Annotated in this window: 21 protein-coding genes and 1 riboswitch; of the genes, 2 read left to right on the top strand and 19 right to left on the bottom strand. The window is 45.7% G+C overall.

Annotated features, from left to right (window positions below):
* The 18 genes from ACKI5G_RS05160 to ACKI5G_RS05075 all read right to left on the bottom strand — a co-directional run.
* The coding region (locus ACKI5G_RS05160) for a hypothetical protein (protein ID WP_407398274.1) at nucleotides 1–1,074 on the bottom strand (1,074 nt) is incomplete at its 3' end.
* A 129-nt stretch (nucleotides 1,075–1,203) separates the two neighbouring features.
* The gene (locus ACKI5G_RS05155) at nucleotides 1,204–1,827 is read right to left on the bottom strand and encodes a MotE family protein (RefSeq protein ID WP_407398272.1); all 624 of its coding nucleotides are present in this window, start codon (nucleotides 1,825–1,827) and stop codon (nucleotides 1,204–1,206) included.
* Nucleotides 1,828–1,848: 21 nt separating this feature from the next.
* Nucleotides 1,849–2,415, bottom strand: coding sequence for a lytic transglycosylase domain-containing protein (locus ACKI5G_RS05150; protein WP_407398270.1), 567 nt, complete (start codon nucleotides 2,413–2,415; stop codon nucleotides 1,849–1,851).
* A gap of 29 nt (nucleotides 2,416–2,444) precedes the next feature.
* Nucleotides 2,445–2,894 (bottom strand): flagellar export protein FliJ, encoded by a 450-nt coding sequence (fliJ, locus tag ACKI5G_RS05145; protein WP_407398269.1) that lies wholly within the window; start codon nucleotides 2,892–2,894, stop codon nucleotides 2,445–2,447.
* A 26-nt stretch (nucleotides 2,895–2,920) separates the two neighbouring features.
* Nucleotides 2,921–4,228 carry a flagellar protein export ATPase FliI gene (gene fliI / locus ACKI5G_RS05140; RefSeq protein WP_407398267.1) on the bottom strand — a complete coding sequence of 436 codons (1,308 nt, stop codon included), beginning with the start codon at nucleotides 4,226–4,228 and terminating at the stop codon, nucleotides 2,921–2,923.
* Nucleotides 4,228–4,971 carry a FliH/SctL family protein gene (locus tag ACKI5G_RS05135; RefSeq protein ID WP_407398266.1) on the bottom strand — a complete coding sequence of 248 codons (744 nt, stop codon included), beginning with the start codon at nucleotides 4,969–4,971 and terminating at the stop codon, nucleotides 4,228–4,230. The genes fliI and ACKI5G_RS05135 overlap by 1 nt, the downstream gene beginning before the upstream one ends.
* A 40-nt stretch (nucleotides 4,972–5,011) precedes the next feature.
* Nucleotides 5,012–6,028: a flagellar motor switch protein FliG gene (gene fliG / locus ACKI5G_RS05130; RefSeq protein WP_407398278.1), complete on the bottom strand. Its 1,017-nt coding sequence runs from the start codon at nucleotides 6,026–6,028 to the stop codon at nucleotides 5,012–5,014.
* Between the two features lie 11 nt (nucleotides 6,029–6,039).
* Complete coding sequence (gene fliF, locus ACKI5G_RS05125; RefSeq protein WP_407398264.1) at nucleotides 6,040–7,629, bottom strand: flagellar basal-body MS-ring/collar protein FliF; 1,590 nt, start codon at nucleotides 7,627–7,629, stop codon at nucleotides 6,040–6,042.
* 44 nt (nucleotides 7,630–7,673) lie between these two features.
* Entirely contained in the window at nucleotides 7,674–7,976 is a 303-nt protein-coding gene (fliE, locus tag ACKI5G_RS05120; protein WP_027397501.1) for a flagellar hook-basal body complex protein FliE, read from the bottom strand.
* 13 nt (nucleotides 7,977–7,989) lie between these two features.
* Entirely contained in the window at nucleotides 7,990–8,448 is a 459-nt protein-coding gene (flgC, locus tag ACKI5G_RS05115) for a flagellar basal body rod protein FlgC (RefSeq protein WP_407398262.1), read from the bottom strand.
* 66 nt (nucleotides 8,449–8,514) lie between these two features.
* On the bottom strand, nucleotides 8,515–8,928 hold the full coding sequence (flgB, locus tag ACKI5G_RS05110; protein WP_407398260.1) for a flagellar basal body rod protein FlgB: 414 nt from the start codon (nucleotides 8,926–8,928) through the stop codon (nucleotides 8,515–8,517).
* 306 nt (nucleotides 8,929–9,234) lie between these two features.
* Entirely contained in the window at nucleotides 9,235–10,026 is a 792-nt protein-coding gene (gene codY / locus ACKI5G_RS05105) for a GTP-sensing pleiotropic transcriptional regulator CodY (RefSeq protein ID WP_407398258.1), read from the bottom strand.
* 168 nt (nucleotides 10,027–10,194) lie between these two features.
* Complete coding sequence (hslU, locus tag ACKI5G_RS05100; RefSeq protein ID WP_407398256.1) at nucleotides 10,195–11,589, bottom strand: ATP-dependent protease ATPase subunit HslU; 1,395 nt, start codon at nucleotides 11,587–11,589, stop codon at nucleotides 10,195–10,197.
* 27 nt (nucleotides 11,590–11,616) lie between these two features.
* Nucleotides 11,617–12,159, bottom strand: a complete 543-nt coding sequence (hslV, locus tag ACKI5G_RS05095) for an ATP-dependent protease subunit HslV (protein ID WP_085022979.1) — start codon at nucleotides 12,157–12,159, stop codon at nucleotides 11,617–11,619.
* 141 nt (nucleotides 12,160–12,300) lie between these two features.
* Complete coding sequence (trmFO, locus tag ACKI5G_RS05090) at nucleotides 12,301–13,611, bottom strand: methylenetetrahydrofolate--tRNA-(uracil(54)-C(5))-methyltransferase (FADH(2)-oxidizing) TrmFO (protein ID WP_407398254.1); 1,311 nt, start codon at nucleotides 13,609–13,611, stop codon at nucleotides 12,301–12,303.
* Entirely contained in the window at nucleotides 13,604–15,901 is a 2,298-nt protein-coding gene (gene topA, locus ACKI5G_RS05085) for a type I DNA topoisomerase (protein ID WP_407398252.1), read from the bottom strand. The genes trmFO and topA overlap by 8 nt, the downstream gene beginning before the upstream one ends.
* A 13-nt stretch (nucleotides 15,902–15,914) precedes the next feature.
* Nucleotides 15,915–17,018, bottom strand: coding sequence for a DNA-processing protein DprA (gene dprA, locus ACKI5G_RS05080; protein ID WP_407398251.1), 1,104 nt, complete (start codon nucleotides 17,016–17,018; stop codon nucleotides 15,915–15,917).
* A 231-nt stretch (nucleotides 17,019–17,249) separates the two neighbouring features.
* The gene (locus ACKI5G_RS05075) at nucleotides 17,250–18,305 is read right to left on the bottom strand and encodes a nicotinate phosphoribosyltransferase (RefSeq protein WP_407398249.1); all 1,056 of its coding nucleotides are present in this window, start codon (nucleotides 18,303–18,305) and stop codon (nucleotides 17,250–17,252) included.
* A 127-nt stretch (nucleotides 18,306–18,432) separates the two neighbouring features.
* On the opposite strand from ACKI5G_RS05075, the gene ACKI5G_RS05070 reads away from it, so the two are divergent.
* Nucleotides 18,433–18,786, top strand: coding sequence for a dihydropteroate synthase (locus tag ACKI5G_RS05070; RefSeq protein ID WP_407398247.1), 354 nt, complete (start codon nucleotides 18,433–18,435; stop codon nucleotides 18,784–18,786).
* A 94-nt stretch (nucleotides 18,787–18,880) separates the two neighbouring features.
* Nucleotides 18,881–19,243: a dihydroneopterin aldolase gene (folB, locus tag ACKI5G_RS05065; RefSeq protein ID WP_407398245.1), complete on the top strand. Its 363-nt coding sequence runs from the start codon at nucleotides 18,881–18,883 to the stop codon at nucleotides 19,241–19,243.
* Between the two features lie 130 nt (nucleotides 19,244–19,373).
* Here folB and ACKI5G_RS05060 read toward each other — a convergent pair whose 3' ends face one another.
* On the bottom strand, nucleotides 19,374–20,024 hold the full coding sequence (locus ACKI5G_RS05060; protein ID WP_407398276.1) for an NlpC/P60 family protein: 651 nt from the start codon (nucleotides 20,022–20,024) through the stop codon (nucleotides 19,374–19,376).
* Nucleotides 20,025–20,041: 17 nt separating this feature from the next.
* A riboswitch (cyclic di-AMP (ydaO/yuaA leader) is annotated at nucleotides 20,042–20,206 on the bottom strand.
* Nucleotides 20,207–20,236: the final 30 nt, after the last annotated feature.

Below are 20,236 nucleotides of genomic sequence, written 5' to 3'. Positions count from 1 at the left end.
CGGCGGCATCCTGCTGGCGTGCATGACCGGAAACGTGGGCGTCAGCGGCGGCTGGGCCTGTGGTACTGCCATGTTTTCTGTTTCCGTTGCCTGTGAAAAGCCCTGCTGGGACTGCTGTCCATCCGGATTTAGGCCCTGTTTGGCACCATTGCCAGTCACCACCTGAGTCTGCTGACCAATAAGGTTGTTCATGTCCTCCACAGTAGTTTTCTGAGGAGCCGTTTCAACAGCCTTTGTGTCCTGGGCTACAACTCTGCCGGACAAAACTGCCAGCATCTGCTGCTCCTTGGTCATATCACCTGAATTCACTACCTGAGAGCCATCTGGTGCAGTAACCTTTTCCACTGGCTGTACTGGTTTTAACAGTGCCTCAATGGACTTAGGCTGGTGCATCTCCGGCTGATTAACCTGTGGCTGGGCATTTTCGCTCTGGGCCATTGGCTGTGCCTCTACCTCAGCTACTACAGTGTCATTTACCACTACATTTGTTTTAGCAGTATCCTGAGCCTTTGCCTCAGTCTGAATGGACTGCTGCTGGAGCTGGGTAGCTGCTGTTGGCTGCTGTAATTCCTGGGCTGCTGCACTAATCTCCGGTGCTGTGGTATCCACCTGTGCCATCTGCTGAACTTGCTGTTCTGAAGCTGCCTCAGTCTGTACTGGCTTAACGGAAGCTGTCAGCTCTGCTAACGGAAGCTGAACCACCGTGGTAGCCATGGCTTCGGCTGCTATTTCTTCTGTGGCCTCATCCACCACCTCAGCTACTGCCTCTTTGGCATCAGCATCTGTGTTGGTATCAACCTTTTCAGAGTTTTTCTGCACTGCTTTTTCGTCTACAGGATTCTCTACAGCTTCCTTGACAGCCTGGTCCAGCTTATCATCCTTAATTACATCTTTAGTAGCATCTTTGGTGGCGTCTTTGGTAACGTCCTTCAGCTCAGATGAAAAGTCCTTGCCCTGCCTGCCAGTGGATGCCTTGCGGCCCTCAAAGGCTGTGTTGACATTTTTCTGCTGTACGTTGGCCTGTGGCGCAGCGGGTGCAGCAGTAAAGAGATTTGTATTTACGTTTGTTCCCATGAATTCACCTCCTTAAAAAAATTAATAATATATGGAAGGCACCGTATTGGTGCTTAACCATCAGGATTATTTTATCATAAGAAGATTAAACCATAATTAAGAAAGATTATTAATTGATTAATTATATCCTTATTCAGGATTACCACTCTGCCCCTGTTCGGTCTGTGGTGGATTCTGCATAACCCGCTTTGGTGCGCCATTATACATAATCTTGGTAATATTTGCTGCCCGGTCTGTATCAAATTTAGTCAAAACCTGGGATACCTGGGACTCATCCATACGCTGAAGGATGGAGATAACAATATCATCGTCCATGGTTTCCATAATCTTGGCAGCTTCCTCCGGCTTCATTTCATTGTAGAGACGGGCCAGCTTGGAAACACGTTTCTTTTCTGCAGCCTGTCTTTCCTTGGTCTGCTTTTCAATTTCTTCCTTGGAAAGAACCACCGGTTTAGACTTGGTCTTGGCATCATCCTTCTTTTCATCCTTCTTGGTTTCGGTACGCTTTTCCGCCTCATCCACAGAGGATTCACCATCTTCCACCGGTCTTACAAAATATTCTCCAATAATTGGCAACTCATAAAGACCATACTTTTCATTGGCTTCATTGGTATCAATAATTCTGAAGTAGATGCCTAAAAAGAAGCCGGCAATAATTATTATAAACAGCACCAGGGCTATCAGAAGAAACTTCAATATTTTTTTGAATTTACTTGGCTTTTTCTCAGCTTCGCCATTCTGATTCTCGTCCATTAAATCCACCCTATATATTTATTATCGATAAATATCCAGTACCTTATTTACATAATTTTGGGTCTCAATATAAGGAGGAACCCCACCATAATCCTTGACGGCCTGAGGACCGGCATTGTATGCGGCCACAGCCTTCTTCACATCTCCGTTGAAGGTATCCAGCATTTCCTTTATATACTTGGCACCACCATCAATGTTCTGTTGCTTGTTATATGGATCAACTCCCAAAGAGGCGGCGGTGTCAGGCATAAGCTGCATAATACCAACGGCTCCTGCGGAGGATACGGCCTCCTGATTGCCACCTGATTCAGTCTGGGCAATGGCTGCCACAAGGCGTGGATCAACGTGATACTTGGAGGCGGCTTCATTTATAAGTGCAGAGGTATCTCCCCCAAAGGATGTGGCCTCCACCTTGGTACCACTAAAATCTTTTGTAGGGTCCAGCTTGCCCTCCGCTGCCTTCAGCTCTGCGGCAAAGGAGTTCTTACCTGCAGCATTGGCATTGTAGGCAGGCTTGCTGATACCAAATCTATCATTGAGTTCATTAATGCGCTGGAATACACCTTCCAGCCCTTCTATTCTCATCATATTAAATCACCTTCACATGTACAGATGTGTTAACCCATATTTCGGAAATAGAGCTGACCGCCAATTTCATCCAGCACCTTCTGTTCCTCAAAGAGGACCTCAGCCATGTACTGCTGAAAACGTTTTTCCTTCAGCTGCTCAATGCTCTTCAGCTTGTTCATTATCTTCACCAGTTCTGTCATACGCTTTTGCCTTTCAGCCTGGCATTCCATAATGTGATGCTGCTGTTGCTCTATCTGTTCACGCTTGTAATTGAAGAAGCTGTTATAGGTCATCAGAGTTCCCACAGTAATGGTTCCCTTGCTGGTAAGGGCATCGTAATCCTTATGTCCCTGGGCCATCTGCTCCAGCAATTCCTCCAGATGATGTCTCGCTTTTTCAAGCTTTTTGGTGGCGGTGGCCAGTTCAACCTGGGCCTGGTCCTTATTCATTTTGGTAACCTTCAGCAGGGTTTCCAACTGGAACCGAAACTTTTTCATGTTTCACTGCCTCCACCGTTTTTATACTAAATGGCTTCCAATCTCTCTATGGTTTCATCGAAGCCCTGAACCTCGAATACCCCCTGACATAGGAAGTCATTAATGGCATCTATTTTCTGTATTGCCTCGTCAATTTTCTGGCTGGAGCCCTTGACGTAGGCACCAATGTGTATCAAATCCTCGGCATCCTTATATACTGCCATAAGAGCCCTTAGTTTTCGGTTGGCATCCATGTGTTCATTCGGCACAACGGCTGACATTACACGGGATACACTGGCCAATACATCTATGGCCGGGAAGTGATTCTGGGCCGCAATATTTCTGGAAAGCACTATATGTCCATCAAGAATACTTCGCACCGCATCGGCTATTGGCTCATTCATATCATCACCATCAACCAGTACGGTATAAATCCCAGTTATGGAACCCTTTTCGCTGGTGCCGGCTCTCTCCAAAAGTCTTGGAAGAAGGGCAAATACGGAAGGGGTGTAGCCTCTTGTGGCTGGTGGCTCACCAACTGTAAGCCCCACCTCACGCTGAGCCATGGCAAATCGGGTTACTGAGTCCATCATAAGGATAACCTTGCGTCCTCTGTCACGGAAATACTCCGCTATCGCAGTGGCTGTCATGGCACCTTTAATGCGCACCAAAGCAGGCTTGTCCGAGGTAGCTACTACAACTACAGAACGCTTTAAGCCCTCTTCACCCAAATCGCGCTCGATAAATTCCTTTACCTCACGGCCACGCTCACCCACCAGCGATATTATACTGATGTCGGCTTCAGTATTACGGGCTATCATGGACAAAAGGGTGGATTTACCAACGCCGCTGCCGGCCATAATACCAATTCGCTGACCCTGTCCCATGGTTATAAGGCCATCAATGGCCCTTACGCCAACATAAAGGGACTCCTTGATAACCGGCCTGTCAAGAGGGGCCGGTGGATCAGCCTGAAGGGGATATTCCTCCTTACAAAGGATAGGTCCCTTGCCATCTATAGGGTTTCCCAGACCGTCGATTACCCGTCCCAAAAGCTCCGGGCCAACCTTGACTTGGAGAACCTTCTGGGCTGATACGACCTCACAGCCTGGGCCAATCCCCTTGGAATCCCCCAAGGGCATGAGAAGAACCTTACCATCCCGAAAGCCTACTACTTCAGAAGGAACTGGCTCCACATCGGGAAAATGTGACTTAACATAGCACAATTCCCCCATGCTGACATTTGGTCCCTGGCACTCAATAACCAGACCAACCATCTGTACCACCTTGCCTATCATACGCATAGGCTTGCTGTTTTCAACTGCGTTAGTAAACTTTTTCAGGTTGATTTCCATTATTTCATAACATCCCTAATAGACTGCTCAATTACTTCAAGCTGAGTGCTCAGCTTGGCATCTATAGTTCCATTAGGTGATTCAATAACCACATCACCTAATTTCAAGGTTTCATCGGATTCAATGGTCAGCTCACATTTTCCCTCCATTGTGGTAAGGTAATCGGAGCGGGCCATAAGCACCAATTCATAGGCCTCAGGGCAAACCCGGACCGTAATCTGGGGCTGGTCCTTAACCTTTTCGATGGCATTTTGCACCAACGGCAATACCATCTGTGGTATATCAATAAAATGCTGGGGAATAACCTTATTGGCGATTTCAATAACCATTTCAGCAATGGTATTTTCAGCCTTGGTCACATAATCCAGAGCCTCCTGCTGGGCCACCTTTACGGTGTTCTCAGCTTTGGCATTGGCATCAACAATAATATGATGCTGTTCCTCCTGGATCTGCTCCATGCCCTCCTGACGTCCGGCTTCAATGCCTTCCTGTCTTCCGGCTTCCCTAGCTTCATCTTTTATCTTATCAGCCTGGGTGGTGGCTTCAGAAATAATTTTTTCTGCCTCAACCCGGGCTTCCTGTCTTGTAATCTCACTGGCAATTTCAGCATCCTTGAGCTTCTGAATGGCTGCCTCCTCCTTACGGCGGATGTTGGCCAACATATTTTCACGAGCTTCTTCGCTCATGGCAGATGAATCTTCCTCCACCTGCTCCTTGGGACGCTCAAACTTGGGAGTCTCCACTATATGGGGATCCTCCTTCCAGACTACACCTTTCAGCACCCTAGACAATCATTTCGTCACCCTTTCCACGGGAAATAACAATCTCGCCCTTTTCTTCCAGACGACGGATGACATTTACGATACGCTGCTGAGCTTCCTCAACATCACGAATCTTAACAGGTCCCATGAACTCGATTTCTTCACGCAGCATATCGCCGGCACGTTTGGACATATTCTTGAAAACCTTGCCCTGAACATCGGAGTTGGTAGCCTTGAGGGCCAAGGAAAGGTCCTTGGTATCCACCTCGCGGAGTACCATCTGAAGGGAACGGTCGTCGATCATTACAATGTCCTCGAATACGAACATGAGCTTCTTGATTTCTTCGGTGAGCTCTGGGTTGTCCACTTCCAGGGCATCTACAATGCCCTTCTCTGTAGCACGGTCTACGCGGTTCAGTACCTCTACGATAGCCTTTACACCACCGGCATCGGTGAAGTCCTGAGTTACCAGAGCAGACAGCTTACGCTCCAAAACTCTTTCCACCTCACGGAGTACATCTGGTGATGTACGGTCCATGATGGCAATTCTCTTGGCAACCTCAGCCTGCCGTTCCGTTGGCAATGAAGACAAAATAGTAGCAGCCTGATCCGGGTCAAGATAGGCCATAATCAGAGCTATGGTCTGAGGATGCTCATTCTGAATGAAGTTTAACAGCTGGCTTGGGTCAGTCTTATGCAGGAAGTCAAATGGACGCACCTGAAGGCTGGTAGTAAGACGACTGATAATAGCAGACGCCTTTTCGGAGCCCAATGCTTTTTCCAGTACGTTCTGTGCATATTCCAGACCACCGGAGGACAAGTAGCTCTTGGCCATGGCCATCTGATAAAATTCACTGATTACGGCTCTTTTCTGCTCCGGAGAAATCTGCTTCTGATTGGCAATTTCCAATGTAAGCTTTTCAATTTCTTCATCGTTCATGTGCTTGAACAGCATGGCAGAATACTCTGGGCCGAGGGTTATAAACAAAATCGCAGCTTTTTGCTGATTTGTCATTTCTGGTTCTTTGTCACCATACATATCCATAGTCTTTAGTCCTCCGACAGCCAAGTCTTAACAAGCAAAGCAATCTCGGCAGGTTTGTTGCGGATGAGTTCTTCGATAACCTGGCGCTCGTTGATATGTTCCTGCTCCTCTGGTGTGAGCTCGTCTGGCTCAACAGTACCAGCCTCAATAGCAGCAGCACGTTCTGCTTCCAAACGCAATCTCTCTTCCTCTTCCAGTCTTGCCTGTTCCTCGGCAGCCTCCCTTGCCAAACGCTCCTTTTCCCGCTTTCTTCTAATATAGAAGCCAACAATAAGAGCAATTATCAGGAGTATCAAGCCGATGGCAATATACATATTTCTGGCCTGACGATCCTTTTCTGCCTGTTCCTCAGCTGCACGCTTGTCAGCCAGTTCAGTGCTGAATGGCAACGGCTCAACGGATACGGTATCACCGCGCTCCTGATTGATGCCTACGGCAGAGGATACAGAACGGGAAATGCTTTCCTGCTGGGCAGGAGTGATATCGTCATTTACCAGAACGGCAATATTCACACGCTTAATAGAACCAGGTGAAGCAATTGTCTTCGCCTTGGCTTCGTTAATTTCGTAGTTCTTGGTGGTTTCCTTCTTGGAATACTCAGCATTGGAATTATTCTCAGTAGCCACATAACCTGGTACGTTAGCCTGAGTGCCCGCAGGACCACCTGGAGTATTGGAAGTACCATTATAGGACTCATTGACGGTCTGCTCACTGCGGATAATTCCAGAATCATCTACTACAGGAGTAAAGGTCTGAGTATCAGTCTGACGCTGGTCAAAGTCAAGCTCAACATTGACGCGGACATAGGAACGCCCCTCACCCAAGGCCTGATCCAGCATGGTCTGAACATCCTTCTGCATACGGTCCTGAACCTTGCGGGTCATTTCCAGCTGAGTCATGGTCTTGACGCTTACGCTATTTTCCTCTTCATCATCCGGATCGTTGAGTATTTTACCAGTTTCGTCAACAACAGTAATATTTTCAGGCGAAAGCCCCTGGATACTATTGGAAGCCAGGTTAACAATGCCCTTTATTTCTTTTTTATTTAACTGAGTGTTTGCCTTCAGCTTCAGCATAATAGATGCTGTTGCCGGTTTTTCATTCTTCTTGTAAAGGCTATCCTCCGGGAGTACTATATGTACTCTGGCCTTTTCTACAGCCTCAATTTGTTCAATAGTACGGGTCAGCTCGCCCTGCAACGCCTGAAGATAGTTGACCTTGTTCTGGAACTCAGTAACGCCCAGCTTGCTGTCATCAAAAATCTCAAAGCCCTTGTTTCCATGAGGGAGGCCCTCGGTAGCAAGCTGCAGTCTGGCTTCATGAACATTGGCAGATGGAACCAAAATAGTGGTACCCTGCTTAGTCTCCTGAACCTCGTATTCTATTTTATCTTCCTTGAGCTTTGCCGCTACTTCACCAGCATCCTTTGTTTCCATATTAGTAAACAAAGGAACCATATCAGGCTTGCCGCCATACATGAAGCTGGCACCAATAATCAGAAGCACCAGCAGTACAATACCGCCGATGGCCATATAACGCTGTTTTTTAGTGGTTTTTTCCCAAAGCTGAAGGTATTTTTCTTTCCACTCGCCCATTATCTCAATCCCTTCGCTGTGTTTTGCATGATTTTACCAAAAAATTATACCTGCATGCGCATAATTTCCTGATAAGCTTCCACAGCTTTGTTGCGAACCTGAAGGGTAAGCTGCAATGCGATATCAGCCTTTTCAGCTGCCACTACAACCTGAGATATATCTTCCACCCGGCCGGCTGCCAGCAGGGCATTCATTTTCTCTGATTCTTTTTCAAGGGCATTTACATTACCCAGGGCATCCCCAAGATATTCTCCAAAGGTCTTTACCACGGGAGCTTCCTGAGTTTCGCCCAAATGACTCTCAGCATGCATAGAAACCGGAGTCATTTTTAATGCTTCTATCTGCATCATGTCACCTCATTTATTTACTGATACTCAAGGCCTGTGTAGCCATACTTTTCGCTGCATTAATGGTAGTAACATTGGCCTCATAGGCGCGGGAGGCAGTAATCATATCCACCATCTCATTTACAATATTAACATTTGGCAGCTCAACATAGCCATCTGCATTTGCATCCGGATGGCCTGGATCATATACCAGCTTGCCCTGAGTCGGATCCTCCTGAATAGCAACAGCTCGAACACCATCGCCACTCTTTTTTCCAAACTCAGACTTGGAAATCTCACCAGAGAGAACTCTGGCAAAATTCTTGTTGTGCATTTCTCTAGGTTCAAATACCACGAACTTACGCTTGAACGGTGTACCGTTCTCAGTACGGGTAGTATTAACATTAGCAATGTTGTTGGATATAACATCCATTCTGAGACGCTCAGCTGTCAAACCGGAAGCAGCTGCATCTATGCCACCAAACATACTCATAAGCTGTTCTCCATTCTGTAATATATATAATGAAAGAATTAATTATTTCCTCTGTAATTTACAATCTTATTTGCTGGTAATAGTAGTCTTCAGCTTTTGAATAAAGCTACCCATTTCCTTGGTCATGGCATTATAATAAATCTGGTTTTTGGCCATGTTTGCCATTTCCTTATCAATATCAACATTATTCTTGTCCGTTCTCATTGTGGTACTTTCGTCCATGACAACAGTCGCCTCTGCCCGCTCTCTCATAGGAATAGGTAAATGACGGTCATGGGTACGCACCATCTCAAGACCCAGCTTTTTATCCAGGCCCATTTCCTTGGCCAACAGACTTTCAAATACAACGTCGCTTTTTTTAAACTTAGGAGTATTTACGTTGGCTATATTGTTACTGATTACTTCATGTCTGAGGTTAGCTGCTGACATGCCTCGGGACAGATAATCCATAGTAGAAACATTAAAAATCTGGTCCAACATGGGTTTATATCCTCCTAAAACAATTATCTTATAACGCAATTAGGCGCAATTCGATATACTACTAAAATTCTACATATAATTAAAAAATCCTTGTCTATTCTAACATATTTATTGAGAATCAAGAAGATTTTTTCATACTTTTTCCATAAATCACCAGTAAATGTGACTATTGTCCACTATACTTTATAACCATCTTTGGTTAATTATAATTATATTTTTTTGATTAAAAAAACAAGGAGATTGTAACCTAAAGATAACAAGCTCCTTGCTTTTAAAATCGTCACAAATGATAACAATCCATTATTATCACTCAGATTCCTTTGCCAATTCTTCAATACCCTTCCAAAGATACTCATTCAGTACCTTAATATGAGTTCCCTTCATACCCTGGGATTTCGGTTCAACAACCCCGGCAGACTCCAGCTTGCGAAGGGCATTAACGATAACTGAACGGGTAATATCCAGGTTGGCAGCAATCTTGGAAGCGTTAACAGCGCCGTCCTTGCCGCCCAGTTCACGGAATATTTCAATGGTGGCAAGTGCTTCAGATATGGACAGAGTGCCCAGAGCCATGCGGACATTTTCCTTCTTCTGGGTCTCTTCCTGATTTTTCCTGGAACGATCATGGAGCATTTCCATACCAACTACAGCCGCACTGTACTCAGCCAAGAGAAGGTCATCATTGGTAAAATCCTCATTGTATCGTGCCACCACCAGTGTGCCAATGCGTTCACCTACGCCATAAATAGGAACAATGGTGGTATTCTTTCCATGGAACTTGCACTTGGTTTCGCTGTCATCCACAAAAGCACAAAGGCCGGACTTGGAACGAAGGTTAGCAGAGGTCTCATCGATCTTGTTGAGCCAATTTACATAATGGCGGGGAAATTTGCCAACAGCCACTACATTATCAACCATCAAATCACATTCAAAATCATCCTGAAACGAATAGCCATAAATGCTGCCATCTGTATCTACAATATATACATTTGCATCAATAACATTGCTGAGTACCGTGGCAATTTCCTTATATTCCACATTGTGAAACCGCTGCAATACTCTGTTAATTTTTCTTGTTCTCTCCAAAAGAGTAGCCATACTCTTTTCCCTCCTAGTTATATATTATCTTTCCTTTTTAGTGCAATTTATTCTACCACAAAAAACAAAAATAATCACATAAAATTGTGATTATTTTTGTTTTAATTATTTATATTTTAAATATTCTTCTTTTTTGATACATTTCCTATTTCTGGCTTTTTATCTTTATTAGAGAATAAACTGGCTTACATCCTGATTAACAACAATCTCAGAAAGTGCTTCCTTTACATAGGCCTCATCCACAACCACATGCTTTTCCTCCAGATCAGGTGCATCGAAGGAAAGGTTTTCCAGCAGCTTCTCCAGAATAGTATGGAGGCGGCGGGCACCTATATTTTCATTCTGGTTGTTTACATCGCAGGCCAGCTTTGCCAGACAGTCAATAGCCTCATCGGTAAATTCCAGATCGATGCCTTCAGTTCCCATAAGAGCCTTATACTGCTTAATAAGGGCATTCTGTGGCTCCGTGAGAATACGCTTGAAATCCTCCTTGTCCAGGGAAGTAAGCTCAACGCGAATAGGGAAACGGCCCTGAAGCTCCGGAATCAAATCAGATGGCTTGGAGGTGTGGAAGGCACCGGCGGCAATAAAGAGTATATGATCAGTCTTAACAGGACCATACTTGGTCATTACAGTGGAGCCTTCGACGATTGGCAGAATATCACGCTGTACACCGTCACGGGCCACGTCATGATTACTGCCATGACCACCGCTGGAGGCCACCTTGTCAATTTCATCAAGGAATACAATACCGCTGGTTTCTGCCACCTTTACGGCTTCCTCGGTAACCTCTTCCATATCCACCAGCTTCATAGCTTCTTCCTGCTGGAACAGCTTACGGGCTGCCTCCACGGTGACCTTCCGCTTTTTATGCTTCTTTGGCATCATACTGCCAATAATATCCTGAATATTGTCACCCATTCCCTCTAAGGAAGAACCGGCAAACATACCCACCATTGGCTTATTGTTATCCTCGATATCAATTTCAATCATCTTGTCTTCGTACTCACCGGCCAAGAGCTTTTTACGGCACCATTCACGGCCAGCCTGATACTGCTTTGGTTCCTCATCAGAATTCCCCTCGGCTTCCTCATCATTGGAACCGCCAAAGAGCTGGCCAAACGGATTCACCACGGATTTCTTTGGCTGTGGCACCATAACATCAAGGATGCGTTCCTCTGCCATTTCCGCAGCCTTTTCCTGTACCTCCTCCAGGCGGGAAGAACGTACCATACGCACAGAGGTTTCAGCCAGATCACGGATAATTGATTCCACATCACGGCCCACATAACCTACCTCGGTAAATTTGGTAGCCTCCACCTTAATAAACGGTGCCTTGACCATTTTGGCCAGGCGGCGGGCAATCTCAGTTTTGCCCACACCTGTGGAGCCAATCATCAGGATGTTCTTTGGAATGATATCATCCTTCATGCTTTCACTGTCCAGCTGACGGCTGCGCCAACGATTTCTGAGGGCAATAGCCACAGAGCGCTTGGCTGCCTTCTGCCCAACTATATATTTATCTAATTCCTCAACAATTTGCTTTGGAGTCTGTTCATTCATTTATAAAATCCTCCGTATCTCGTACTGTTAGTCCAATTCTTCAACCTTAATATTGTGGTTGGTATATACACAAATATCTGCGGCAATGGTAAGGGCTTCCTTGGCAATTTCCGCAGCAGAGAGCTCAGTATGCTTTACAAGAGCCCGGGCTGCAGAAAGGGCGTAAAAGCCGCCAGAACCGATAGCACCAACTCCGCCATCCGGCTCAATGACCTCGCCATTACCGGAAATCATTAAGAGATTTTCCTTGTCAGCCACCAAAAGGAGTGCCTCCAGCTTGCGCAGCACCTTATCAGTGCGCCACTGCTTGGCCAGCTCCACAGAGGCTCTTGGCAGATTACCGTTATAGGCCTCCAGGGTTGCCTCAAATTTTTCAAAAAGGGTGAAGGCGTCAGCCACAGAACCGGCAAAGCCGGCCAGTACCTTACCATGGTACAGACGGCGCACCTTTCTGGCACTTGCCTTCATTATGGTATTCTGACCAAAGGTAACCTGGCCATCACCGGCGATGGCGGTTTTGCCATTATGTTTAACTGCAACTATTGTGGTTGCGTGAAATTGTGTTTCCATTTATTTCTCCTCATATTATTACTTTAGAATGAGACTGCTGTCTTTCACGCCGTATCAGTCCCATTCCAAACTATAAGCATTTCGCGAAATCATCTATTATCCCTTGCCTAACATAATCCACGAATAAAAAATCTAATTCCTTTATAAACTCTGCTTAAACTCTTCCAGTGTTGCCAGTGCCCGCTCAGCGATGCGCTGTTTTTTCAGCTTCTTGTCACGGATTTTTTCCTTTATAGGTGACATAATGCCAAAGTTTACGTTCATAGGCTGAAAGTGCTTTGCAGGCGCGGTGGTAATGTAATGGCACAGGGAACCATGGGCGGTTTCCTGCGGGAATACTACCGGCTCCAACCCCTTACAGATACGTGCTGCATTAATACCAGCCACCAAGCCGGAGGAGGCGGATTCCACATATCCCTCAACGCCTGTCATCTGACCTGCAAAGAAAAGATTATCATTGCCCTTGAACTGCATGGTAGGCCGCATAGTTTCCGGGGAATTAATAAAGGTGTTTCTGTGCATTACCCCATAGCGGACAAATTCTGCATTTTCAAGTCCCGGAATCATTCCAAATACGCGACGTTGCTCCGGCCACTTAAGATGTGTCTGAAAGCCTACAATATTATAGAGGGTACCATCTGCATTATCCTGACGAAGCTGTACCACTGCATAAGGCAGCCTGCCATCAGCAGGATTTTCCAGCCCCACCGGCTTCAGTGGCCCAAAAAGCAGGGTATCTTCACCTCGGGAGGCCATTTCCTCCACTGGCATACAGCCCTCAAAAAATTTTTCCTTTTCAAAATTGTGGGTAGGTGCCTTCTCGGAATTAACCAGCTCTGTCCAGAATCTATGGTATTCTTCCTTATTCATTGGGCAATTAATATAAGCCGCTTCACCCTTGCCATAACGGGAAGCCTTCCAGGCCTTGGTCATATCAATAGACTCAAGGGTAACTATTGGCGCAGCAGCATCATAGAAATAGAGATACTCCTGTCCCATAAGCTCCCCAATATTTTCCGCCAGCTTGCCTTCCGTAAGAGGCCCACTGGCAATAATGGTAACGGCATTATCTTCATAAGGAATTTCTTCCAGCTCCTTATGAATGACGTTGATTAATGGATGATTGGAAACCTTTTCAGTTATATAACGGCTGAAGCCCAAACGGTCCACAGCCAACGCCCCACCGGCCGGAACCTTGGTGGCATCAGCAGCTTCCATAATAATGGAGCCAAGACGGCGCATTTCCTCCTTGAGAACACCTACGGCATTTTCCAGACCAGCCCCTCTAAGGGAGTTGCTGCAAACAAGCTCCGCAAACAGGTCAGTCTTATGAGCCGGGGTATTCTTTACCGGGCGCATCTCATATAAATCAACTTTTATACCTCTGCTGGCAGCCTGCCAGGCAGCTTCACTGCCTGCCATTCCGGCTCCAACTACGATTATTTTATCCATTCTGTTCCTCTTTTGCCTTTTGGGCTTCCTCTGCCTTTTGGGCTTTCTTGGCCTGCTTTAAAAGCTCCTTGTTGATTGGATGGTCAATTCTGGTCTTGCAGTCTGCATTATAGCAGTATACCAATCCACGACCATTTCTGTAATAATGCTTAAGCTGCAACGAACCGCACTCAGGGCATGGCTCTGGAATTGGTGCATCCCAGCTTACAAAATCACACTCCGGATATTTGTTGCAACCGTAGAAGCCTTTGCCACGACGGGATTTGCGCTCTACGATATGGCCGTCACACTTAGGGCACTTTACACCGGTATCCTTTAAAATCGCCTTGGTATTGCGACATTCAGGGAAGCCCGGACAAGCCAGGAACTTACCAAAGCGGCCCTGCTTAACCACCATCATGCGGCCGCAGATATCACATGGCACATCGGAAACCTCCACCGGAAGCTCTACATGACCAATGGCCTCATCAGCCTTCTCCAGTGTCTCTGCAAAGGGCTCATAAAATTCGCGAAGGAGATCCGTCTTATTCACCTTGCCCACGGCAACGCTGTCCAGCTTGCCCTCCAAATCAGCGGTGAACTTGGCATCTACTATATCCTTGAAATATTCCTTCAGCATATCCACAACAATATCTCCCAGCTCAGTTGGCTGGAAGGATTTACTGATACGCTGTACATAGCCACGGGCCAATATTGTTTCGATAATTGGGGCATAGGTGCTTGGTCGGCCAATGCCCATTTCCTCCAGGGTTTTAACCAGAGAAGCATCATTATAGCGAGGTGGTGGCTCGGTAAAGTGCTGGACTGGATTTACCTTAAAGAGGTTAATATCATCACCTACGGTCATATCCGGCAGAATTACATCCTTGTCGTTGGTGTCTGCCATGGTATAAACGGCTGTAAAGCCGGCAAATTTCATTTTGGAGCCAGTGGACTTCAGGGTAAACTCTTCCTTAACGTCCTTGGCCTTGCCATCGTTTTTAATGGTAACAGTGAGTCTGTCAAATACAGCTGGAACCATCTGGCTGGCCACAAAGCGCTGCCAAATGAGCTGATACAGCTTAAACTGGTCCTTGCTGAGATATTTTTCAATCTGCTGCGGTACCATCATGGCACTGGTAGGGCGAATAGCCTCATGGGCATCCTGGGCCTTCTTTCCAACGGAATAAATATTGGCTTTGGCAGGATAATACTTATCACCGAAGTTTTCAAGTATATATTCCTTTGCCTCCTGCTGTGCCTGCTCTGAAATACGAACGGAATCAGTACGCATATATGTAATAAGACCCACAGGGCCCTTGCGTCCCAAATCAATACCTTCGTAGAGCTGCTGTGCCACCATCATGGTACGCTTGGAGGTAAAACCAAGCTTTCTGGCAGCATCCTGCTGTAGGCTGGAGGTGGTAAAAGGCGGTGCCGCCTTGCGGGAGGTCTGACGTTCCTTGATGTCGCTAACCTTCCATTTGCAGGCTTCCATTTTCTCCTGAATAGCCCTGGCCTGGTCCCCCTTGCTGATTTCCAGCTTTTTCCCGTTAATCTGGGAAAGCTCCGCCTCAAACTGGGGAGATGTACCCTTTTTCAGCTTGGTGCCGATAGTCCAATACTCTACAGAAACAAAGTCCTGTATTTCCTTTTCACGGTCGCAAATAAGCTTTACAGTTACTGACTGTACACGACCGGCACTAAGGCCCTTTCTGACCTTGCGCCAAAGAAGCGGGCTCAGCTTGTAACCCACTATACGGTCCAGCATACGGCGGGCCTGCTGGGCATCCACCATATCCAAATCGATGGAGTGAGGTTCCTTGACAGCTGCCTGAATAGCTGGTTTGGTTATTTCATTAAATACAATACGACAATCTGAATCACTGTCGATATCAAAGATGTGTGCTAAATGCCAGGCAATGGCCTCGCCCTCGCGGTCAGGGTCGCTTGCCAGATATATTTTATCAGCCTTCTTGGCTTCTTTTTTCAGTTCCTTTATAAGATCACCCTTGCCGCGGATGTTAATATACTTTGGTTCAAAGTTATTGTCCACATCTATGGCAAACTGGCTCTTGGGCAGGTCGCGAAGATGCCCCATGGAGGCCTTAACCACATACCCCTTGCCAAGGTAACGCTCAATGGTCTTAGCCTTGGTAGGCGACTCCACCAACACCAAGGTATTCTTGGTATCCTTGGTCTTCTTGGACTTGGCAGTGGTCTTTTTTGCAGTTTTCTTGGTGGTCTTTTTAGCAGCAGTTTTTTGGGCTGCTGTTTTCTTCTTTACGTCTTCATTTTGCGTTGCAGTCACAAAATGTCCCCCTTTATTTCCTTACATACAAATGAGCCTCATTACTTTTTATTATCCCCCGAATTTCCAACTGGAGCAGCAAAAAGGCTATGCTGGCAGGGTCACCGCCATGCAAATTGTATATAATTTCATCAACTGATAATGGTCTGTCAGGAGTAAGGAGGCTGTATATACGCCTTTCTTCCTCCGATAATGCAAATTTCTTTTCCATATTATCATTTTTTGCTGATAAAGTCTTGTTTTTTATAAAATCACCGTACTCTGATATTATATCGCCAATGTCAAGTACCAGCTTGGCCCCCTGCTGAATCAGCTTATTACACCCAATACTCCCCTGGGTAAAGATGCCACCGGGAATGGCAAAAACATCACGATTTTCCTTAAGGGCATAATCCACAGTAATAAGGGCACCGCTTCTTTGGGCCGCCTCCACCACCAGGGTACCACGGCACATGCCGGCAATAATTCGGTTACGGGCCGGGAACGTATACCTTGTTGGCTGGGTACCGGGTAAGTATTCAGATATAACCGCCCCTATTTCGGAAATTTCTTCCAATAATTTTTTGTTAGAAGGGGGATAGGCCACATCCACTCCACAGCCCAAAACGGCATGCGTAATCCCACCAACGGATAATGCTCCTTTATGGCTTTCAGTATCCACCCCATAGGCTGCACCACTGACAATAGTGATTCCCAAGGACGCAAGGCCGGAGGAAAATCTTTCAGCCACTGCTCTACCATAGGGGCTTATTTTTCGTGAGCCCACCACAGCAATTTGTGGCTGGGTGTTATCCAAGTGACCTCTGTAAAATAAAATGTGGGGTGGCGCGAAGGTTTCCTTCAATAAAATTGGGTAATCCTCATCCTCCTGTGATACCAGCTTGATATGCTGCTTATGGCATATATCCGGCAGTTTCTCCGGATAGGAGGAATTGTCCCGGCGAAATTGCCGTAAGCTATCCAATTTATTATCTGTTAAGAGGTTGGTATGGGCCAACTCACTGTCTGAGGCTTTCCAAATGCCCGAGCCTGTTTTAAAGACATCCAAAAGCTGCGTGAGTATAGCGTTGGTCATGCCTGGAATATTTTGTAAAACTGATAAATAATATTTTTCCATCTTTATCTCCACTTACTATATTTTTGTATTATAGTTATATTTTATTAAATAATTAGTTGGTTGTGAAGTGTTTAATTGTTATATAAGCGCAACTTATAAATTTGGATAAAAAAAGACAGACTACAATAATTGCAGTCTGTCGAAAAATTATTTAATTTGTAAACAGCTTATCCCAATATGCGTAGAGAATCATCAGGAACACCAATATTAAGATGATAACATCACCCATAATCAATCCACATCCTCAAGTCTTGGGTTGTCGCTAAAGGCCCGACCAGCCTTGGCACATGGCTTGCCATTAACCAAAACAATATCAGCGGTGAAATCAGCGTTGGTGGCAAAAATATTACTGCCCACAGCATATACATCCACAGGGACGTTATTAGTCTCAAAGAGACGGATACGCTCAGGATTAAAGCCACCGGAAACCATGATCTTCACATTGTTGAAGCCCTCAGCATCCAATGCCTCACGGACATTTCTTACCAGCTGCTCATTTACACCAGTTGGCTTGAAATGACCCATCTGGCCAATAAGGGACTTATCCACCATCTTGTCCGAGGTATCAAGGCGCACACCGTAGAGCTTATCCCCCAGAGCATGGGCCACCTTCAGGCTGGTGCCTACACAGTCATTGTTGAAATCCACCAGGGCTACACGACCGATTTTAGGGTCGATGTACTTATCAAACATCTCAGTGGCCTTCAGGGTATCACCTTCACAAGCAGCAATAAGAGCATGAGGAATAGTGCCTGCTGCTTCGATTCCCCAGCTAATGGCATTGGCAGGAGTGGAAACATTGGTCATGCCACCGATCTTGGCTGCATAGCCGTCACCCTTTTGAACTGCATAATGGTCAAAACGGGAAGGAAAGAACAATACAGGCTTACCATTGGCTGCCTCCACTGCCTTGGCGCAATTGGTTGCCACCTTGGTCTGGCGGGCAATAATGCCCAGATATACAGTCTCCAAATGGCTGAAGTCAGCCAAATCGCCTTCAATAGTCATAACTGTCTCCCATGGCTCAATTTTGTCGCCATCGTGGAGAGCGCGAATCTTGATTTTTTCCGGATGATAGGCACAACGCTTAATAAGTGCAATGGCCTCATCGATACCGCAGAGGGTGGCATAGTCACGCTGGAAAATCTGCATGGTTACAGTTGGATGATAGTCAGCATGATTGAGAATCTCCTGAGTACGGAGAAAATATATGTCACTATACAGTCCGCTCTTAATCTCGTCTACCGGAAAGTCAAAGCTTTCTGGATTAAGCCGCTTCTTTGTCATAAAATATGCCTCCTAAAAATTAACCAGCTTCAAATTACTCTCGATAAGCTAGTTTTATTTTATCTCGTACTGTCTTATGATACAATGAAAAGGACAACAAACCAAAATAAAATAATGAGATTTTCCCATGGAAAGCCATATTATAACTTTATCCCCCCTATCATCCGATGACATTGAAAAGGAAATGCAAAGCATCAATGTTTCTGCACGGGGTATAGAAATAATGAAGGAAAAGCTGATTTTCCGCTGTTTTAGAATAACCGATGTGGATACCAGAGCAGCCAACATTTTAAAGCAAACCATGCTGAGCCAGGGGGCCGAGGCAGCTGTTTCTGCAGGTACGGTAAATCTAAGTGCCAGCCACACAGATGTAATAGTCGGAGCCACCCTGCACCAGCTCAGACACGCTGTAGCCCGTCTCAAGGAACAGCCCTGGGGACTGAAAGACATCGCCCATAACATCGAAAAAGAGTATTTGTAATTATATCTTTATTTATATCTTTTTAGGCAGGAATTAAAAATCCTTTGGCGAATAAGTACCTATACGACAAAATATTCCAAAGGAGTTGGTTTATGTGGCAAAAATCAGAATAAACAATATGATGTTTTATGGGTTCCACGGTCAGTACGAGTATGAGCGTGAGCAGGGCCAGAAATTCTACTTTGATGTGGAAGTAACCACAAAGAATGACAAGGTTGTGGAAAGTGATGATGTGGCAGACACCATCAACTCCAGTACTATTTATTCCATAGTAAAGGAGGCAGTGGAAAACAAAAAGTTCCACCTGCTACAGGCTCTGGGCGGTCATATTGGCGATAAGCTGATTGCCCACAGTGACGTGGTGGCCGAAGTAAAGGTTACCATCCGCAAACAGTATGTTCCTATCTCCGGTGCCTTGGATTTCGTTGAGATAGAAGTCATCCGTAAGTCTCAATAATTTAATAATTTTTGATGAAATACAAAGAACCTGTACATCACATCAGTACGGGTTCTTTTTATGTACACTTTTGCATTAAATATAAATAAAGAAAAAAAGACGGAGCGTTAAGCTCCGCCAAATAGAAGTTTTAAATTACTCTGCGTGCGCCGATGTAGCATGAACCCCAGTAACCACTGTACAGGGAATCTACAGCAACACCACGGCTGGAAGATGCATTGATGAAGGAACCATCGCCGAGATAGATACCAACATGGGATGCACCATAATCGTAAGTGGAGAAGAATACCAAATCACCTGGGATTAACTCACCACGGGATACTGGCATACCAACCTCATACTGTGCATCTGCAGTGCGTGGAAGATAAATTCCGGCATTTGCAAATACATAGCGTACATAACCAGAACAATCGAAACCACTTGGGGAAGTACCACCGAATACATAAGGTACACCAATGTAGTTCATTGAATTGGAAATGATACGGCGGGAAATGGAGTTGAAGCTACGGCTTACCTGTGGCATCTCTCTACCCATCAATGCAGAATAGGTAGAAGGGCCAACAAGGCCATCAGCGTCAAGGCCCTGATTGCTCTGGAACATCTTAACTGCAGCTACAGTAGCTGGTCCAAAGTCACCATCAGCGGCAACATCATATCCAAGGTTAGCTAACTGACCTTGAATCTCTGCCACCTCACTTCCCTGATCTCCCATACGAAATGCTGTGGCATTGCACACGGAAAAAACGCACACAAACATCATGGATAGCGCGAAAATACGCATAACCTTACCCAAAAAGACACTCCTCTCTCTATGCGCCTACGAGGTTAGCTGTCGGGTTAGGGTTGAGAAAGACTACCCTTTAAGATCCACTTGTGCAGCATCCATACTGCAACAGCTGATTTTCATTCACCCCAAAAATTTGGTTCCCCCGCTCCATGGGCTGGATTAGGCTTTTTATAGATATATATGCCCATTATATTAGATTATAAAAT

The sequence above is a fragment of the Anaerovibrio sp. genome, from assembly GCF_045637405.1.
Classification (GTDB): Bacteria; Bacillota; Negativicutes; order Selenomonadales; family Selenomonadaceae; genus Anaerovibrio.
This window is presented reverse-complemented; position numbering and strand designations above follow the sequence as displayed.

What these genes read in the sequence shown, in the direction of transcription:
- flgC (WP_407398262.1), bottom strand. Translation starts at nt 8,448, where the DNA reads ATGAGTATGTTTGGTGGCATAGATGCAGCTGCTTCCGGTTTGACAGCT.
- fliG (WP_407398278.1), bottom strand. Translation starts at nt 6,028, where the DNA reads ATGTATGGTGACAAAGAACCAGAAATGACAAATCAGCAAAAAGCTGCG.
- fliE (WP_027397501.1), bottom strand. Translation starts at nt 7,976, where the DNA reads ATGCAGATAGAAGCATTAAAAATGACTCCGGTTTCTATGCATGCTGAG.
- ACKI5G_RS05150 (WP_407398270.1), bottom strand. Translation starts at nt 2,415, where the DNA reads ATGATGAGAATAGAAGGGCTGGAAGGTGTATTCCAGCGCATTAATGAA.
- ACKI5G_RS05155 (WP_407398272.1), bottom strand. Translation starts at nt 1,827, where the DNA reads ATGGACGAGAATCAGAATGGCGAAGCTGAGAAAAAGCCAAGTAAATTC.
- ACKI5G_RS05075 (WP_407398249.1), bottom strand. Translation starts at nt 18,305, where the DNA reads ATGACAAAGAAGCGGCTTAATCCAGAAAGCTTTGACTTTCCGGTAGAC.
- dprA (WP_407398251.1), bottom strand. Translation starts at nt 17,018, where the DNA reads ATGGAAAAATATTATTTATCAGTTTTACAAAATATTCCAGGCATGACC.
- fliJ (WP_407398269.1), bottom strand. Translation starts at nt 2,894, where the DNA reads ATGAAAAAGTTTCGGTTCCAGTTGGAAACCCTGCTGAAGGTTACCAAA.
- fliI (WP_407398267.1), bottom strand. Translation starts at nt 4,228, where the DNA reads ATGGAAATCAACCTGAAAAAGTTTACTAACGCAGTTGAAAACAGCAAG.
- fliF (WP_407398264.1), bottom strand. Translation starts at nt 7,629, where the DNA reads ATGGGCGAGTGGAAAGAAAAATACCTTCAGCTTTGGGAAAAAACCACT.
- ACKI5G_RS05060 (WP_407398276.1), bottom strand. Translation starts at nt 20,024, where the DNA reads ATGCGTATTTTCGCGCTATCCATGATGTTTGTGTGCGTTTTTTCCGTG.
- hslU (WP_407398256.1), bottom strand. Translation starts at nt 11,589, where the DNA reads ATGAATGAACAGACTCCAAAGCAAATTGTTGAGGAATTAGATAAATAT.
- codY (WP_407398258.1), bottom strand. Translation starts at nt 10,026, where the DNA reads ATGGCTACTCTTTTGGAGAGAACAAGAAAAATTAACAGAGTATTGCAG.
- flgB (WP_407398260.1), bottom strand. Translation starts at nt 8,928, where the DNA reads ATGTTGGACCAGATTTTTAATGTTTCTACTATGGATTATCTGTCCCGA.
- trmFO (WP_407398254.1), bottom strand. Translation starts at nt 13,611, where the DNA reads ATGGATAAAATAATCGTAGTTGGAGCCGGAATGGCAGGCAGTGAAGCT.
- ACKI5G_RS05070 (WP_407398247.1), top strand. Translation starts at nt 18,433, where the DNA reads ATGGAAAGCCATATTATAACTTTATCCCCCCTATCATCCGATGACATT.
- hslV (WP_085022979.1), bottom strand. Translation starts at nt 12,159, where the DNA reads ATGGAAACACAATTTCACGCAACCACAATAGTTGCAGTTAAACATAAT.